The sequence below is a fragment of the Burkholderia sp. PR2 genome (assembly GCF_052372875.1).
Classification (GTDB): domain Bacteria; phylum Pseudomonadota; class Gammaproteobacteria; order Burkholderiales; family Burkholderiaceae; genus Burkholderia; species Burkholderia diffusa.
Map to the genome: position 1 here is coordinate 198,316 of NZ_JBQRWH010000002.1, position 15,180 is coordinate 213,495.

Below are 15,180 nucleotides of genomic sequence, written 5' to 3' on the forward strand. Positions count from 1 at the left end.
ACGGCGGAGCGCGGCGATCGGCCGGCCCTTACGCGCAGAAACCCGGACACGCGCGCGAGGTGCGTCGATCCGGTCGAGCGCGTGATGCTCAGCGACTGCCGCGCGCAACGGCCAGCAAGATCCCGAAGCCGACGAGCAGGACACCAAAGGTGCGGTCGATCCAGTGACGTAAGGACAACAAACGATCGCGGACGGCCCGGGCGGAGAAGCAGGCGGCCACCAGGCTGAACCAGCCCGCATGCGCCAGCGCGATGAACAGGCCGTAACCGATCTGCACGATCAATGGCGTATCGGGGCGAACGGCCTGCATGAACAGGCTGACGATGAACACGGTGGTTTTCGGATTCAGCGCATTGGTCAGGAAACCGGTGCGCAGCGCCGCCAGATCGGACAGCGGCGCGGCAGGCGTTGCGGGCTGTCCGCGCGCGGGCCTGGCTGTGAGCATCTTCGCGCCGAGGTAGATCAGGTAGATCGCCCCGAGGAGCTTCACGGTATTGAAGAGCCACAGGGATTGACGGATCAGCAGGCCTACGCCGAGCAGCGTATAGCTCACGTGTACCGTCACGCCCAGCCCGATCCCCCATGCGGTGAGCAAGCCCGACCGGCGCGACAGCGTCAGGCTGTTGCGCGTGACCATCGCGAAATCCGGCCCCGGGCTGATGACCGCGAGTAAAGTGATGGTGACTACGAGTATCCATTCTGTCATTGCATTGTCCTTTTGATTTTCACCGTGATGCGCCAATATTAGGGATCACGGTTCACCAGGAAAAGCGATGATTTCTGACCAAGATGGTGAGTTGGAGTCACAGAATGTCCGCGCCAGTCTGCCGTCGCTGATGGCACTGCGCTGCTTCGAGGCGGCGGCGCGCCATGAGCATTTCAGCCGCGCCGCCGATGAATTGCACGTGACGCACGGCGCCGTCAGTCGCGCGGTGCGCCTGCTCGAAGACGATCTGGGCGTGGCGTTGTTCGAGCGGCGCAGTCGCCGTGTGTTCCTGACCGATGCGGGCCGCAAGCTGGCGCAGGCCGTCCATGAAGGTCTGCATCTGATCAGGCAGACCGCGCATGAATTGCGGACCGAGGCGGCTCGTGCGCAGCGTTCGGTGCTGTCGTGCGAACCCACGCTGCTGATGCGCTGGCTGATCCCGCGCTGGCCGAACTTCCAGGCAATGTACCCGGGCGTCGACATCCACCTTGCCGCGGCGGGTGGCCCGTTCTCGTTCGACCACGGCATCGACATGGCGATCCGCCGCAACGACTTTGCGTGGCCCGACGGTTATCACGCGGAGAAACTGTTCGCAGAAAGGGTGGGGCCGGTGTGCCGGCCCGACAAGGTGGACAGGTGGTTTTCCGGCAGCCGGGACGGTCGCGCGCTGAAGCGCGGCGCGCCGCGGCTGCATGCCCGGACACGGCCGGACGCGTGGAAGGAATGGGCGGCGGCCGCGCATCGACCGCCGGGCAGCGGGCGCGGGCAGGTGTTCGATCATTTCTATTTCAGCCTTCAGGCGGCCGTCGCGGGGCTGGGTGTCGCAATCGGTCCGTGGCATCTCGTTCGCGATGACCTCGAAAGCGGTGTGCTGGTCGCGCCGATGGGTTTCGTCGAGGACGGCTCGCACTATTGTCTGCTGACGCCGGCGCCCGTGAAGGACGGGAGCGCGCAGCGGGCGCTGCGCGACTGGCTGAGGACGATGGTCTGACGCGTGAGCCGGATCGATGCGCGATGCCGGCAGCATAAAAAAATGGCGCCGCAGGCATTCAGCCCGTGGCGCCATTGCGTGTCGCCACGACGGGCACAGCCCGCCGTAGCTCGACCGCGTGCTTAGATCTGCACGGTGTCGGCGACTTCCTTGAAGTCTTCGATCTGGTCGAAGTTCATGTACTTGTAGATCTTGTCGCCGTTGGCATTGAGCACGCCCATGTCGGCCATGTACTCGTCCTTGGTCGGGATCCGGCCGAGACGCGAGCAGATTGCCGCCAGTTCCGCCGAGCCGAGGTACACGTTCGTGTTCTTGCCCAGACGGTTCGGGAAGTTGCGGGTCGACGTCGACATCACCGTCGCGCCTTCGCGCACCTGCGCCTGGTTGCCCATGCACAGCGAGCAGCCCGGCATTTCGGTGCGGGCGCCGGCCGTGCCGAACACGCCGTAATGACCTTCTTCCGTCAGTTGCTTCTGGTCCATCTTGGTCGGCGGCGCGACCCACAGCTTGACCGGGATGTCGCGCTTGCCTTCCAGCAGCTTCGATGCGGCACGGAAGTGACCGATGTTGGTCATGCACGAACCGATGAACACTTCGTCGATCTTCGCACCGGCGACGTCGGACAGCGTCTTCACGTCGTCCGGATCGTTCGGGCACGCAACGATCGGTTCATGGATGTCGGCCAGGTCGATCTCGATGACGGCCGCGTATTCGGCGTCGGCATCCGGCGACAGCAGTTGCGGGTCGGCCAGCCACTGCTCCATCGCCACGATACGGCGCTGCAGGCTGCGCGGATCCTGATAGCCCTGCGCGATCATCCACTTCAGCAGCGTGATGTTGCTGTTGAGGTACTCGATGATCGGTTCCTTGTTCAGGTGCACCGTGCAACCGGCTGCCGAACGCTCGGCCGATGCGTCCGACAGTTCGAACGCTTGCTCGACCTTCAGATCGGGCAGGCCTTCGATTTCGAGGATGCGGCCCGAGAAGATGTTTTTCTTGCCTTGCTTGGCGACCGTCAGCATGCCCTGCTTGATCGCGTACAGCGGAATCGCGTTGACGAGGTCGCGCAGTGTGACGCCAGGCTGCATCTTGCCCTTGAAGCGGACCAGCACCGATTCCGGCATGTCCAGCGGCATCGTGCCGGTGGCGGCCGCGAACGCGACCAGGCCCGAGCCTGCCGGGAAGCTGATGCCGATCGGGAAGCGCGTGTGCGAATCGCCGCCGGTGCCGACGGTGTCGGGCAGCAGCATGCGGTTCAGCCACGAGTGGATCACGCCGTCGCCCGGGCGCAGCGCGATACCGCCACGGGTGCTGATGAAGTTCGGCAGCGTCTGGTGCGTCTTCACGTCGACCGGCTTCGGATAAGCGGCGGTGTGGCAGAACGACTGCATCACGAGGTCGGCCGAGAAGCCGAGGCAGGCCAGATCCTTCAGTTCGTCGCGGGTCATCGGGCCGGTGGTGTCCTGCGAGCCGACCGAGGTCATCTTCGGTTCGCAGTACGTGCCCGGGCGGACGCCCTGGCCTTCCGGCAGGCCGCATGCGCGGCCGACCATCTTCTGCGCGAGCGAGAAGCCCTTGCCGCTGTCGGCCGGCTGGTGCGGCAGGCGGAACAGCGTTGACGGTGCGAGGCCGAGCGCTTCACGGGCCTTCGCGGTCAGGCCGCGGCCGATGATCAGCGGAATGCGGCCGCCGGCGCGCACTTCGTCGAACAGCACGTCGGACTTGACCTGGAATTCGGCGATCACGTTGCCGTCCTTCAGCGCCTTGCCTTCGTACGGGCGCAGTTCGACCACGTCGCCCATGTTCATCTGCGACACGTCGAGCTCGATCGGCAGCGCGCCGGCGTCTTCCATCGTGTTGTAGAAGATGGGGGCGATCTTGCCGCCGAGGCACACGCCGCCGAAGCGCTTGTTCGGGACGAACGGGATGTCTTCGCCGGTGAACCACAGCACCGAGTTGGTGGCCGACTTGCGCGAGGAGCCGGTGCCGACCACGTCGCCCACGTAGGCGACCAGATGACCCTTTTCCTTCAGCGATTCGATGAACTTGACCGGGCCGCGCTTGCCGTCTTCTTCCGGCGTGATGCCGGGGCGCGCGTTCTTCAGCATCGCCAGTGCGTGCATCGGGATGTCCGGGCGGGTGGTGGCGTCCGGGGCCGGCGACAGGTCGTCGGTGTTGGTTTCGCCCGTGACCTTGAACACGGTGATGGTCAGGCTTTCCGGGACTTCCGGACGGCTCGTGAACCATTCGGCGTCAGCCCAGCTCTGCAGCACGGCCTTCGCGTGCGCGTTGCCCTTGTCGGCGAGTTCCTTCACGTCATGGAACTGGTCGAACATCAGCAGCGTTTTCTTCAGTGCGTCGGCAGCGACGGCCGCGACTGCGTCGTCGGACAGCAGCTCGATCAGCGGCTGGATGTTGTAGCCGCCCAGCATCGTGCCGAGCAGTTCGGTCGCGCGCTCGCGCGAGATCAGCGGGCAGGCCGTCTCGCCCTTCGCGACGGCGGCCAGGAAGCCGGCCTTCACGCGCGCGGCTTCGTCGACGCCGGCGGGGACGCGGTGGGTGATCAGGTCGAGCAGCGTCTGCTCTTCGCCTGCGGGCGGGTTCGCCAGCAGTTCCACCAGTTCGGCGGTTTGCTGAGCCGTCAGCGGCAGGGGAGGAATACCGAGCGCGGCGCGGGCGGCCACGTGAGCACGAAAGTTTTCAAGCATGGGGGGACCTGCTGAGATTGCGTTTCAGGGGAAGGGCTTTCCAGGCACGCCGAGGCTGCTGTTCCGGACACTGCTTCACTGCTTGGACGGGATTCTAATCCCAATATGGTCAGGCGTCAAATGTCTTATGTCTTATATAAGAGTTGATTGTGCAACGTCGAGAAACGCGTGCTGTCGCGGCGCACCTTGCGGAAGAATTCGGCGGATTAGGTAGCGGCGTGGTGCAGGGAGTGACCGCGGATCCGGGCGCTGTGGGGCGTACGCGCGTCGCAGATGAGGCATTCGCTCGACCGGCGCGATTTCAGTATGTGGAAAATCCAGGGGCGAACCGGTCGAGGTCAGGAAGCTTCAGGATCCCAACGGATGACGAGCGCGACGAGCAAGATAGAGCACGATGAAGACACCGATGCCGATCCAGGCGGTCTCGACCGGCGGCGGCGTCCGAAAAGCGCCCATCACGGTGGTGTGCGCGGTGAACACGGCGAGTGCGAGCAACTTCGCGCTGATCACGCCGCAAATGTTGGCGCGTCGTCGATCGTCGGCGCGGGTGAGTACAGCGCCTTCGTCGCTGCAACCTCGTCGGTCAGTCGAACCACGAGTTCCCGCGGCCCGAGCACTTTCAACTCCGCACCATATCCAAGCAGCTTCCGCGCACCGTGCTCGATCGATTCGATCGGCATCAGGAATTCTTTCCATCCCGGCGGAACCGCGGCATTGCCGGCGCTCTCCAGGACAGGCACGACCTTCACGCGTGCATTGACCAGCCAGCGCTCTCCGCGCGCCGACACCGCGACGTGCGCGCTCAACCGGTAAAGCTCCGCCTCATACCGGCTCATCGCATCACGCCAGTGCTGCGGCAGGTCGAACCGCGCGGGCCGCTTGAATCGCCGGCGCGACGCCGCGAGTTCCCGAATGTTCGCGAGCCGAAAAGTCAGTGCATCGCGCTTGCCGGCGACCTTCGCCACCACGTACCACGCACCGCCCTTGAGCACCAGGCCGAGGGGATCGAGTGCCCGGCGCGACACGCCGCGCCAGCTCTCGTACGTCACCTCGATCCGCTGCGACTGCCATACGGCATCGGCGACCTCGCGCAGAAACGCCGGTGTTTCCTGCGCCCGATACCAATCCATGGTATCGACATGCAGCCGGCTCGCGACACGATCGGCATGCTCGCGCGAGTCCGGCGGCAGGCTGGCGATCATCTTCAGCCGCGCGGACGCGGCCATCCCGTCGAGCCCGAGTTCTCGCGCCGGCCCCGGCAGACCCGCCAGAATCAACGCATGTGCCTCCTGCTCGGTCAGTCCCGTGAGATCGGTACGCCAGCCCTCCTGCAACTGAAAACCGCCGTTGCGTCCGCGATCGCCCCAGATCGGCACGCCGGCCGTCGACAGTTGGTCGATATCGCGCAGGATCGTCCGCTCGGACACCTCCAGCGCGGCAGCCAGCGCCGGCGCGGTCATGCGGCCGCGCGCCTGCAACATCATCATGATCGACAACAGCCGGCTGGCTTTCATGTGCGGCACCTGATCCGGAATACATGACACAGGATGTCATGTTATCGGATCTATGATCCGACACATCCGCGATCGGCCTGCGCGCAACGGAGTCGGGCGCGGGCTTGCCGACACGCGGGCGGTGCTCACGTGAAGGCCGCTGCGCGAAACCCATCGAGGAGAGCGACACATGAAAATCATCACCGGTCCGCTGAGCATGTTCGGCGCGAAAGTCGAGATTGCGGCGCACGAGAAGGGCATCGCCTTCGAGCGCGTGCTGGTGCCGTTCAGCCAGCAGCGCGGCTATGACCCGAAGCATCCGGACGTCTTGCGCATCAATCCGAAGCGTCAGGTGCCGGTGCTGATCGACGGCGACATGGAGATTTTCGATTCCACGCAGATCTTCGAGTACCTGGAAGACCTGAAGCCCGATCCGGCGCTATGGCCCGCGCAGCCGAAAGCGCGCGCGGTGGCGCGTCAGCTCGAGCACTGCAGCGACGAGGTTTATTTTCCGCACGTGATCCGGCTGATGGGCCTCGAAGAGACGCCGGATCATCCCGCGGCACAGGCCGCACGCGACGAAGCGCGGCAATACTGTCGACGCATGGAGCGCGTGCTGGCGGACCGGGAATTCCTCGCCGAAAGCTATTCGTACGCCGACATCGCGTTCTACATGGCGCAGTTGTTCGGCGCGCGCAAGGGCGCGCCGATGACGGCGGAGACACCGAACCTGCTCGCCTGGCGCGAACGGATGACCGCGCGTCCGGCCGTGCGGAAAGTGGCCGGTGCGATGGCGGATTATCTCGCTTCGATCGACCATCCGGTTCCGGATTTTCTTCGCGGGCTCTATTAGCCACCCCGTTGCGCATCGAGCGGCTACGATCTGTCAGTCGCCGCTGGATGTGCACGAATCACCCGCCTGTCACCGGCGGAAAGAACGCCACCTCGCTATCCTCCCGCACGACGAATCCGCCGGTCACCATCTCGCGATTCACGGCCGCGCGCACGGGCCGGTCTATCCGCAGCGCTTCACCACTGCGCGCGTCGCGTGCGGCGAGCGTGGCGCGCAGCGCGTCGACGGTGAGCTCATGCGCATCGATCTGGATGACTTCCTCGTCGGTATCCAGTTGTTCGCGAATGCTCGCAAAGTATTTGATCGTCAGTTTCATTGCGATGTCCCGAGCGAAATCGGTGAAGTCGGTGATATCGGCGGAATCGGAAAGGCGTTGGCCGGCACGTTCATCCCCATCGACGCATCGCCTGATCGTCATGCGCCTTCGGCTCGACCCAGCCGGCCACGCCGTCGTGCCGGATCTCCTTCTTCCAGAACGGCGCGTGCGTCTTCAGGAAGTCCATGATGAATTCGCACGCATCGAACGCCGGCGCGCGATGCGCGGCGGCCACCACGACGATCACGACCGCGTGGCCGAGCGGAATGCGCCCGACGCGATGCACGATCCTGACCGCCTCGAGCCGCCAGCGCGCGCTGGCTTCCTCGACGATGCTCCACAGCGCCTGCTCGGTCATCGTCGGATAGTGCTCGACTTCCAGCGCGATCACGTCGTCGACGTCGCCTTCGTTGCGCACGACACCGAGGAAATTCACGACCGCGCCGACATTCGGATTGCGAATGAACGGCGCGATCTCGGCGCCGGCGTCGATCGTCGCGTACTGCACACGCACCTCGAAGCCGGCTGCGATCGCCGGCGGCGGCTCGGTGTGCGGGTCGACGGGTTCGGAATGTCCGCCGTCACGCGACGGATCGTCGGATGACGCGGCACGGGATTCGGTGAATCTGGTCATGACGGTTCTCCAGTAGGCGGTGCGCTCCGCTTCGCGCGGCAGCCCGTCAGCCGCCGACGAGCGACATGCGCACGATCGGATGGGTCTTGCCCGACGGCCTGGCCGCACGCGTGGCCCGCCGTTCGGAATAGCGGTCGTCGCGCCGCATCCATCGCGCGCGCACGGTGTCGGCAAGGCGGTCGATCGATTCGGCATCGTCGAGCCACGGCCGCAGGTCGGTGCCCTGCATCGCGAACAGGCATGTATAGAGCTGGCCGTCGGCCGACACGCGTGCGCGCGAGCACGTGCCGCAGAACGGATGCGACACGCTCGCGATGAAACCGACGTCGCCCGCGCCGTCGATGTGCCGGCAGCGGATCGCGGTGGCATCGTGTCCCGGTTCGCCGACGAGCACGAGCGGATAGCTCGCTTCGATGATTTCGCGCATCCGCGCGGCCGGCACGACCTTGTCGCCGGACCACGCGTTCGCGCCGCCGACGTCCATGTATTCGATGAAGCGCACGGCCACGCCGCTATGACGGAAGTGGCGCACGAGCGGCAGGATCTGGCCGTCGTTCGCGCCGCGCTCGATCACGGCGTTGACCTTCACGGGCGCGAGCCCGGCCGCCTGCGCGGCCTCGATGCCGGCCAGCACGCGCGCCACCGGCACGTCGGTGTCGGTCATCCGGCGGAATACGGCATCGTCGATCGCGTCGAGACTCACGGTCACGCGCGACAGGCCCGCATCGCGCAGCGCGCGTGCCTTGGCGGCGAGCAGCGAACCGTTGGTCGTCAGCGCGATTTCGACTGGCTTGCCGTTGACGGTCGTCAGCGTCGCCAGCCGTTCGATCAGCGCTTCGAGGTTGCGGCGCAGCAGTGGCTCGCCGCCGGTGATGCGGATCTTTTCGACGCCGAGCGAGACGAACGCGCGCGCGATCTTCTCCATTTGCGCGAACGACAGTCGCTCGGACGACGGCATGAACGCATAGTCGGAACCGAAGCTGTCTCGCGGCATGCAGTAGCCGCAGCGGAAATTGCACCGGTCGATGACGGACAGCCGCAGATCGCGCAGCGGCCGCGCGAGCGTGTCGAGCGGGCGGGAGAAGGCACCGGGCGATGCGCTGCCGGATTCGGCGGCGGCCGGCGCGGAAGCGATGGCATTCACGATGGGTTCGTCTGCCTGCAGGAAGTGAGCGGAACGGCGTCGCCGATCGGCCGTGCGTGTGCCGACGTGTCGGCGTACGGGTCGTGACGAGCCTCATCGTGAGGATAGGTCGCCGGCTTCCATCGGCAGAGACACAATCCCGCCTGGAATACAGGAATACAGTTCGTCATCCTGGATGCGCGAAAGATGGGCATGGCGAGCCGCCGCATGCTCATGTTCGTGCTCATGCGAGCCAGTGCGCGAAATCGTAATACGGCACGGCGTCGCCGCGCGCGATGCGTCGGCCGGCCGGCAGCCGTGCGAACCCGGTCGCCTGCAGCAGCGATTGCAGCGTGCCGGCGCCTTGCTGCCGCAGTGTGTCGAGGACGGGCGCGCCGGTGGCGTCGATGGTGCGGCGCACGCGCACGAAGCGTTCGCGCTGCGCATCCGGTTCGGCGTCGATGTCGATCGGCAGCGACGGTACGGCCGGCAGGCAGTCGTCGCGTCCCTGCAGACAGCGGATCAGCGGCGCGACGAACAGCGCGAAGGCGATCATCGCCGCGCCCGGATTGCCGGGCAGCAGCACCACGGGCCGTTCGTCGAGCCGCGCGAGCGCGACGGGCTTGCCCGGTTTCATCCGCACGCCCGACACCACGAACGACGCGCCGAGCGCGGTCAGCGCGGGGCGCAGCAGGTCCTTGTCGCCGACCGATGCGCCGCCGACGCAGACAACCAGATCGCAGCGCGCGGCCATTTCGCGCAGTGCCTGATCGACGGCGGCCGGCGTGTCGGCGGCGTGTTCGCTCGCGGTGACGCCAGCACCGGTTCCCGATACCAGAGCCGCGAGCATCGGCGCGTTGCTGTTGTAGATCTGCCGGGGCGCACGCGGCTCGCCGCACGGGACGAGTTCGTCGCCGGTCGTCAGGATGCCGACCCGCAGCGGCGGCCGCACGGCGATGCGCGCGCAACCCTGCGCGGCTGCGACGCCGACGTGCATCGCGCCGAGCCGCACGCCGGCAGGCATCAGCAGGTCGCCCGCGCGCACTTCCTCGCCGCGGCGGCGGATATGCGATCCGCTGCGCTGCGGTGCGTCGAACGTGACGCCGCCGTCCTGCTCGCGCGCGTGCTCCTGGATCACGACGGTGTCGGCACCGGGCGGAATCAGGCTGCCGGTAAAGATTCGCGCTGCCGTGCCCGGTGCCAGCGGCGACGGCGCGTCGCCCGCGTAGCAGCGCTGCGCGACGCGCAGCGGCTCGCCGTGTTCGAGGTCGGCGTGACGGACCGCATAGCCGTCCATCGCGCTCTGGTCGGCGGGCGGCTGGTCGAGCACGGCGGAGAGCGGCGTGGCGAGCACGTGGCCGGCCGCCTGCTCGACCGGAATGGAGACGGCCGCATGCGGCGGCGCGAACGCGGCGGCGAACTGCCGTTGGGCGGTATCGAAATCGGTCAGGGGTTTCATCAAGCGGTGAGCGCATGCGGTTGCGCACGCGTTGGTTCGGGTAGCGGGAGCGCGTCGGGCGACACGTATTCGACGAAGCCGTCGTTGCGGCAGAAGCCGAGCAGCCGCACGCCGGCTTCGCGCGCGACGTCGATCGCAAGCGACGTCGGCGCCGAGATCGTCGCGATCATCGGGATGCCGACGCGCGCCGCCTTGCGCACGAGCTCGTAGCTCGCGCGGCTCGACAGGAACACGAAGCCCGCGCTCAGGTCGGCGCGACGCCGCGCGAGCCAGCCGATCAGCTTGTCGAGCGCGTTGTGGCGGCCGACGTCCTCGAAGACTTCCTGAACGGCGCCGTCGCTGTCGCACCATGCGGCCGCATGGATGCCGCCGGTCGCCCGCATCAGCGGCTGCCGCTGCGGCAACGCGCGGGCCGCGCGCGCGACGGCGTCGGCACCGATGCCGGCCGCCGCACCCGCGGCCGCGATGCGCGGCGGATGGAGGTCGAGCTGCGCGATGCTTTCGATCCCGCAGACACCGCAGCCGGTGCGGCCGGCCAGCGCGCGCCGGTGTGCCTTCAGCGCCATGAACGCCTGCTGCGATACGGTCAGCCGTACTTCGGCGCTGGTCGGCCGATATTCGCTTTCGATGTCGAAGACGTCCGACGCGCGCTCGACGATCCCTTCGCTCAGCGCGAAGCCGAGGCCGAACGCGTCGAGGTCGATCGGCGTCGCCATCATCACCGCGTGTGCGATGCCGTTGAACACGAGTGCAACCGGCGTTTCGTCGACGACGCGATCGACGGTGTCCCATGTTTCGCCGGCACGATGACGCGTCACGTGACACGCGCAGCTCCCGGCCGGATCGTCGGGGCGGTCGTTGGGCTCCATGCTGTTTTCTCCTGGGAGATCGCTCGGCGCGTGCGCCGAGCGATGGGCGCGAATTATGCCGGGGTGGTGCGCGGTGTCGCGCCGGCTCGCCACCGGCAGGCTACGAGTCGATGGTACGGGCGTTCGGCCGTGCGGCGGATGCACAGCGTCGCGGTGCGGAAAGCAGTACAGCTGAGGGCCTCGCGGCCCCGCAACGGGTTTTCCGTACACACATCTTCGGCCCAGGGGAAAGCACAGTTTCAGCGCACGTTCGCGCGATTGCGAGTATCGTCGGAAACGCGATATCGTCATTCACGCTTCGTTGCCGTGTCTCGCGATCCGTCCACGCTTGCACGTGCCGTCGCGAAGCCGTCGCGCGACTTCCTGCTTCGAGCTGACGTTCTCACAACCACGAGCACTTTACGGTCATGGAAATCTTCGATGCGTTCCATCTCGCCCGATTGCAATTCGCGTTCACGGTGTCTTTCCACATCGTGTTTCCGGCGATCAGCATCGGCATGGCGAGCTTTCTCGCGGTGCTGGAATGGCGCTATCTCGTCACCGGCGATGCCGCCTACAAATCCATGTTCCAGTTCTGGTCGAAGATCTTCGCGATCGGCTTCGGGATGGGCGTCGTCTCCGGCGTCGTGATGGCGTACGAGTTCGGCACGAACTGGGCGGGCTTCTCGCGCGTCGCCGGCAACATCACGGGCCCGCTGCTCACGTATGAAGTGCTGACGGCGTTCTTCCTCGAAGCCGGCTTTCTCGGCGTGATGCTGTTCGGCTGGCAGCGCGTGAGCCCGCGCGCCCATTTCTTCGCGACGCTGATGGTCGCGGTCGGCACACTGATCTCCACGTTCTGGATCCTGGCGTCGAACAGCTTCATGCAGACGCCGCAGGGCTACAAGATCGAGAACGGTCTCGTCGTGCCGGTCGACTGGTTCAAGGTCGTCTTCAATCCGTCGTTCCCGTACCGTCTCGTGCACATGACGATCGCGGCGTTCATCGTCGCGGGCTTCATCGTCGCCGCGTGCGGCGCGTGGCACCTGCTGAAGGGGCGCCGCGACGAGCCCGTGAAGCGCAGCTTCTCGATGGCGCTGTGGATGCTGCTGCTGCTCGCACCGATCCAGATCGTCGCCGGCGATGCGCACGGGTTGAACACGCGCGAATACCAGCCGGCGAAGATCGCGGCGATCGAAGGGCTGTGGGAAACCGAGAAGGGCGGCACCGCGCTGAACCTCGTCGGGCTGCCCGACATGCAGGCCGAAACCACGCGCTATTCGATCCAGGTGCCGCACCTCGGCAGCCTGATCCTCACGCACAGCTGGGATGGCGAAATCCGCGGGCTGAAGGAATTCCCGCCGCAGGACCGCCCGTATTCGCCAATCGTGTTCTGGACGTTCCGGATCATGGCGGGCCTCGGGATGCTGATGCTGCTGACCGCGCTGCTCGGGCTGCTGCTGAGAAAGGGCGGGCGCCTGTATGAAACGCGCTGGTTCCAGTGGTTCGTGGTGGGCATGGGGCCGTCGGGTATCGTCGCGCTGCTGGCCGGCTGGATCACGACCGAGGTCGGGCGGCAGCCGTGGACCGTATACGGCGTGCTGCGCACCGTCGATTCGGTCGCGCCGCTCAGCGCGCAGCAGGTCGGCGTGTCGCTGCTGATCTTCGTGGTCGTGTATTTCCTGGTGTTCGGGACGGGTATCTACTACATGATGAAACTGATGAAGCGCGGGCCGGCCGCCGAGGCCGGATACATCGAGCTGCACCGGCATCCGGGGCTGCGCAAGAGCGCGCTGTCCACGCCGCTGAACGTCACCGAAGCGGAGTAAGCCATGCACATCGATCTTCCTGTCGTGTGGGCCGCGATCATCGGCCTCGGCGTGTTCATCTATGTGATGCTCGACGGCTTCGACCTCGGCATCGGCCTGCTGTTTCCGTTCTTCGACGCGAAGGCCGAACGCGAAGTCATGCTGAATACCGTCGCGCCGGTATGGGACGGCAACGAGACCTTTCTCGTGCTCGGCGGCGCGGGCCTGTACGGTGCGTTCCCGGTCGTGTATTCGACGCTGCTGCCGGCGAATTACCTGCCGCTGGTGCTGATGCTGGTCGGGCTGATCTTCCGCGGCGCGGCGTTCGAGCTGCGCGCCAAGGCGACGCGCACGCAACACATGTGGGATCTCGCATTCATCGGCGGCTCCGCGCTCGCGGCGCTCTGCCAGGGGATCGTGCTCGGTTCGCTGCTGCAGGGCATCAAGATCGAGAACAACCAGTTCGCGGGCGGGCCGTTCGACTGGCTGTCGCCGTTCAGCCTGTTCTGCGGGATCGGCGTGCTCGTCACCTATGCGACGCTCGGCTGCGGCTGGCTGATCCTGAAAGTCGACGGTGAGCTGCAGCGCAAGATGCGGCAGCTGATGAAGCCGCTCACAGGCGTGCTGCTCGGCGTAATGGCCGTGGTCAGCCTGTGGACGGTGATCGGGCTGCCCGCCGTCGCGCACCGCTGGTTCGGCAGCGGCAACCTCGGCTGGTTCCTGCCGGTGCCGATCCTCGTCGTCGCGTGCGTGTGGGGCATCTTCCACACGGTCAAGCGCGAGCACGAGGCGACGCCGTTCCTGCTGACGCTCGCGCTCGTGTTCCTCGGCTACACCGGGCTCGTGATCAGCATCTGGCCGAACATCGTGCCGCCGTCGCTGACGATCTGGGACGCGTCGTCGAGCCATTCGAGCCAGATGTTCGCGCTCGTCGGCACTGTGATCGTGCTGCCGGTCATCCTCGTGTACAACGCGATGCAGTACCGCGTGTTCCGCGGCAAGGTTCGCGAGGGTGACGCCGGCTATCACTGACCGGCGCGCTCCGGTGACGGGGCAGGGTGTGCGCGGGCGTATCATCACGCGCAAGCGCGGTGAATCGCGTCACCCGGCCCGGTATCGACCGGACAGCGGCCCGCCACGCGCGGGCCGCTGCACATCGGGCGACGGTGATTCGCATTGCGTATTTCATCGGCAGTCGAGACAACACCATGATCGTCAGACCACGACAAAACTGGCTCAGGATGCTGTTCGTATGGAACGGCTCCGTGCTGCAGTCGATCATTCCGCAACTCGTGTTCATGGCGATCGTCAGCACGCTGGCGGTCTTCACGAACGGGCGCATCTTCGGCGAGAAGATTCCGCTGAACACCGCGCCGTTCACGCTATTCGGGCTGGCACTCGCGATCTTCCTCGCGTTTCGCAACAACGCGAGCTTCGAGCGCTTCAAGGAGGCGCGGCTTTTGTGGGGCAACCTGCTGATCGCGGCGCGCACCGTCACGTCGCAGCTGCGGCGCTACCTACCCGACAGCGTCGGCGACGCGGAGCGCAACCGGCTCGCCGATCTGCTGATCGCGTTCACGTATGCCTTGAAGCATCAGCTGCGTCATACCGATCCGGCGCGGGACCTGCAGCGCATCCTTGGCGCCGAACGTGCCGCCACGTTCGCGCACAAGTGCTACCAGCCGGTCGCGATTCTCGATGACCTGCGCGGCGGAATCGTCCGCGCGCTGGGCCGCGCGCCAGGCAGCGAAGCAACGTGCTGGATGTTCGATGCGCAACTGGCCGAGTTGGGCAAGGCGGTGGGCGGCTGCGAGCGGATCCTGACGACACCGATCCCGTTCTCGTACAGCGTGCTGCTGCATCGCACCGTCTATGCTTATTGCGTGCTGCTGCCGTTCGGCCTCGTCGATTCGACGGAATTCTTTACGCCGCTGATTTGCGTATTCATCTCGTACACGCTGATCGCGCTCGAAGCGATCGCAAACGAGGTAGCGGAGCCGTTCGGCCTCGCACCGAACGCGCTGGCGCTCGATGCGATGGCGCGCACGATCGAGCGGTCGGTGCTCGAGCTGGGCGATCGCGCGATGCCGGACGAGTTCGTGCCGGCGTCGACGTATCAGATCACGTGAGCGGCACCGCGACGCAAGCAGTGGCACGCACGATCGGAAGCACTTCACATGCGCATCTACGTGACGCGCATCTTCGTCGACGATCTCGAACCGGTCGATCATTTTCCGGGGC

The 15,180-nt window shown here is 66.2% G+C and carries 14 protein-coding genes; 5 read left to right on the forward strand and 9 right to left on the reverse strand.

The annotated features are described in order from the left end of the window. Positions 1-88 precede the first annotated feature (88 nt). Entirely contained in the window at positions 89-706 is a 618-nt protein-coding gene (locus tag ACT2FV_RS12420; RefSeq protein ID WP_444503996.1) for a LysE family translocator, read from the reverse strand. 67 nt (positions 707-773) lie between these two features. Here ACT2FV_RS12420 and ACT2FV_RS12425 point away from each other — a divergent pair, with 67 nt between their 5' ends. Next, positions 774-1,697 carry a LysR family transcriptional regulator gene (locus ACT2FV_RS12425; RefSeq protein WP_444503997.1) on the forward strand — a complete coding sequence of 308 codons (924 nt, stop codon included), beginning with the start codon at positions 774-776 and terminating at the stop codon, positions 1,695-1,697. 122 nt (positions 1,698-1,819) lie between these two features. On the opposite strand, the gene acnB is transcribed toward ACT2FV_RS12425, so the two are convergent. The 3 genes from acnB to ACT2FV_RS12440 form a co-directional block, all read right to left on the reverse strand. Next, on the reverse strand, positions 1,820-4,405 hold the full coding sequence (gene acnB, locus ACT2FV_RS12430; RefSeq protein ID WP_124625504.1) for a bifunctional aconitate hydratase 2/2-methylisocitrate dehydratase: 2,586 nt from the start codon (positions 4,403-4,405) through the stop codon (positions 1,820-1,822). A 348-nt stretch (positions 4,406-4,753) separates the two neighbouring features. Further along, entirely contained in the window at positions 4,754-4,915 is a 162-nt protein-coding gene (locus ACT2FV_RS12435; RefSeq protein WP_170296393.1) for a hypothetical protein, read from the reverse strand. Next, positions 4,912-5,919, reverse strand: coding sequence for a helix-turn-helix transcriptional regulator (locus tag ACT2FV_RS12440; protein WP_444503998.1), 1,008 nt, complete (start codon positions 5,917-5,919; stop codon positions 4,912-4,914). The genes ACT2FV_RS12435 and ACT2FV_RS12440 overlap by 4 nt, the downstream gene beginning before the upstream one ends. A gap of 169 nt (positions 5,920-6,088) precedes the next feature. Here ACT2FV_RS12440 and ACT2FV_RS12445 point away from each other — a divergent pair, with 169 nt between their 5' ends. Next, a complete protein-coding gene (locus tag ACT2FV_RS12445) occupies positions 6,089-6,751 on the forward strand; it encodes a glutathione S-transferase family protein (protein WP_444503999.1) in 663 nt (220 codons plus the stop codon). A 58-nt stretch (positions 6,752-6,809) separates the two neighbouring features. Here ACT2FV_RS12445 and moaD read toward each other — a convergent pair whose 3' ends face one another. The 5 genes from moaD to fdhD form a co-directional block, all read right to left on the reverse strand. Further along, positions 6,810-7,067, reverse strand: coding sequence for a molybdopterin converting factor subunit 1 (moaD, locus tag ACT2FV_RS12450; protein WP_124625502.1), 258 nt, complete (start codon positions 7,065-7,067; stop codon positions 6,810-6,812). Positions 7,068-7,137: 70 nt separating this feature from the next. Continuing rightward, positions 7,138-7,701 carry a molybdenum cofactor biosynthesis protein MoaE gene (locus tag ACT2FV_RS12455; RefSeq protein ID WP_124625499.1) on the reverse strand — a complete coding sequence of 188 codons (564 nt, stop codon included), beginning with the start codon at positions 7,699-7,701 and terminating at the stop codon, positions 7,138-7,140. Between the two features lie 46 nt (positions 7,702-7,747). After that, positions 7,748-8,866, reverse strand: a complete 1,119-nt coding sequence (moaA, locus tag ACT2FV_RS12460; protein ID WP_124901543.1) for a GTP 3',8-cyclase MoaA — start codon at positions 8,864-8,866, stop codon at positions 7,748-7,750. Positions 8,867-9,068: 202 nt separating this feature from the next. Continuing rightward, positions 9,069-10,283: a molybdopterin molybdotransferase MoeA gene (locus ACT2FV_RS12465; protein WP_444504000.1), complete on the reverse strand. Its 1,215-nt coding sequence runs from the start codon at positions 10,281-10,283 to the stop codon at positions 9,069-9,071. Further along, a complete protein-coding gene (gene fdhD, locus ACT2FV_RS12470) occupies positions 10,283-11,152 on the reverse strand; it encodes a formate dehydrogenase accessory sulfurtransferase FdhD (protein ID WP_174920161.1) in 870 nt (289 codons plus the stop codon). The genes ACT2FV_RS12465 and fdhD overlap by 1 nt, the downstream gene beginning before the upstream one ends. A gap of 407 nt (positions 11,153-11,559) precedes the next feature. Here fdhD and ACT2FV_RS12475 point away from each other — a divergent pair, with 407 nt between their 5' ends. The 3 genes from ACT2FV_RS12475 (at position 11,560) to ACT2FV_RS12485 (ending at position 15,068) form a co-directional block, all read left to right on the forward strand. Beyond that, on the forward strand, positions 11,560-12,960 hold the full coding sequence (locus ACT2FV_RS12475) for a cytochrome ubiquinol oxidase subunit I (RefSeq protein WP_059605895.1): 1,401 nt from the start codon (positions 11,560-11,562) through the stop codon (positions 12,958-12,960). 3 nt (positions 12,961-12,963) lie between these two features. Further along, the gene (gene cydB, locus ACT2FV_RS12480) at positions 12,964-13,971 is read left to right on the forward strand and encodes a cytochrome d ubiquinol oxidase subunit II (RefSeq protein WP_444504001.1); all 1,008 of its coding nucleotides are present in this window, start codon (positions 12,964-12,966) and stop codon (positions 13,969-13,971) included. Between the two features lie 176 nt (positions 13,972-14,147). Further along, on the forward strand, positions 14,148-15,068 hold the full coding sequence (locus tag ACT2FV_RS12485) for a bestrophin family protein (RefSeq protein ID WP_444504002.1): 921 nt from the start codon (positions 14,148-14,150) through the stop codon (positions 15,066-15,068). The last annotated feature ends 112 nt before the right edge of the window (positions 15,069-15,180 follow it).

Excerpts from the sequence above, each read along its gene's own strand:
- cydB (WP_444504001.1), top strand. The coding sequence starts at position 12,964 with ATGCACATCGATCTTCCTGTCGTGTGGGCCGCGATCATCGGCCTCGGC.
- ACT2FV_RS12455 (WP_124625499.1), bottom strand. The coding sequence starts at position 7,701 with ATGACCAGATTCACCGAATCCCGTGCCGCGTCATCCGACGATCCGTCG.
- ACT2FV_RS12425 (WP_444503997.1), top strand. The coding sequence starts at position 774 with ATGATTTCTGACCAAGATGGTGAGTTGGAGTCACAGAATGTCCGCGCC.
- ACT2FV_RS12445 (WP_444503999.1), top strand. The coding sequence starts at position 6,089 with ATGAAAATCATCACCGGTCCGCTGAGCATGTTCGGCGCGAAAGTCGAG.
- ACT2FV_RS12420 (WP_444503996.1), bottom strand. The coding sequence starts at position 706 with ATGACAGAATGGATACTCGTAGTCACCATCACTTTACTCGCGGTCATC.
- acnB (WP_124625504.1), bottom strand. The coding sequence starts at position 4,405 with ATGCTTGAAAACTTTCGTGCTCACGTGGCCGCCCGCGCCGCGCTCGGT.
- moaD (WP_124625502.1), bottom strand. The coding sequence starts at position 7,067 with ATGAAACTGACGATCAAATACTTTGCGAGCATTCGCGAACAACTGGAT.
- ACT2FV_RS12465 (WP_444504000.1), bottom strand. The coding sequence starts at position 10,283 with ATGAAACCCCTGACCGATTTCGATACCGCCCAACGGCAGTTCGCCGCC.
- ACT2FV_RS12475 (WP_059605895.1), top strand. The coding sequence starts at position 11,560 with ATGGAAATCTTCGATGCGTTCCATCTCGCCCGATTGCAATTCGCGTTC.
- ACT2FV_RS12485 (WP_444504002.1), top strand. The coding sequence starts at position 14,148 with ATGATCGTCAGACCACGACAAAACTGGCTCAGGATGCTGTTCGTATGG.
- fdhD (WP_174920161.1), bottom strand. The coding sequence starts at position 11,152 with ATGGAGCCCAACGACCGCCCCGACGATCCGGCCGGGAGCTGCGCGTGT.
- ACT2FV_RS12440 (WP_444503998.1), bottom strand. The coding sequence starts at position 5,919 with ATGAAAGCCAGCCGGCTGTTGTCGATCATGATGATGTTGCAGGCGCGC.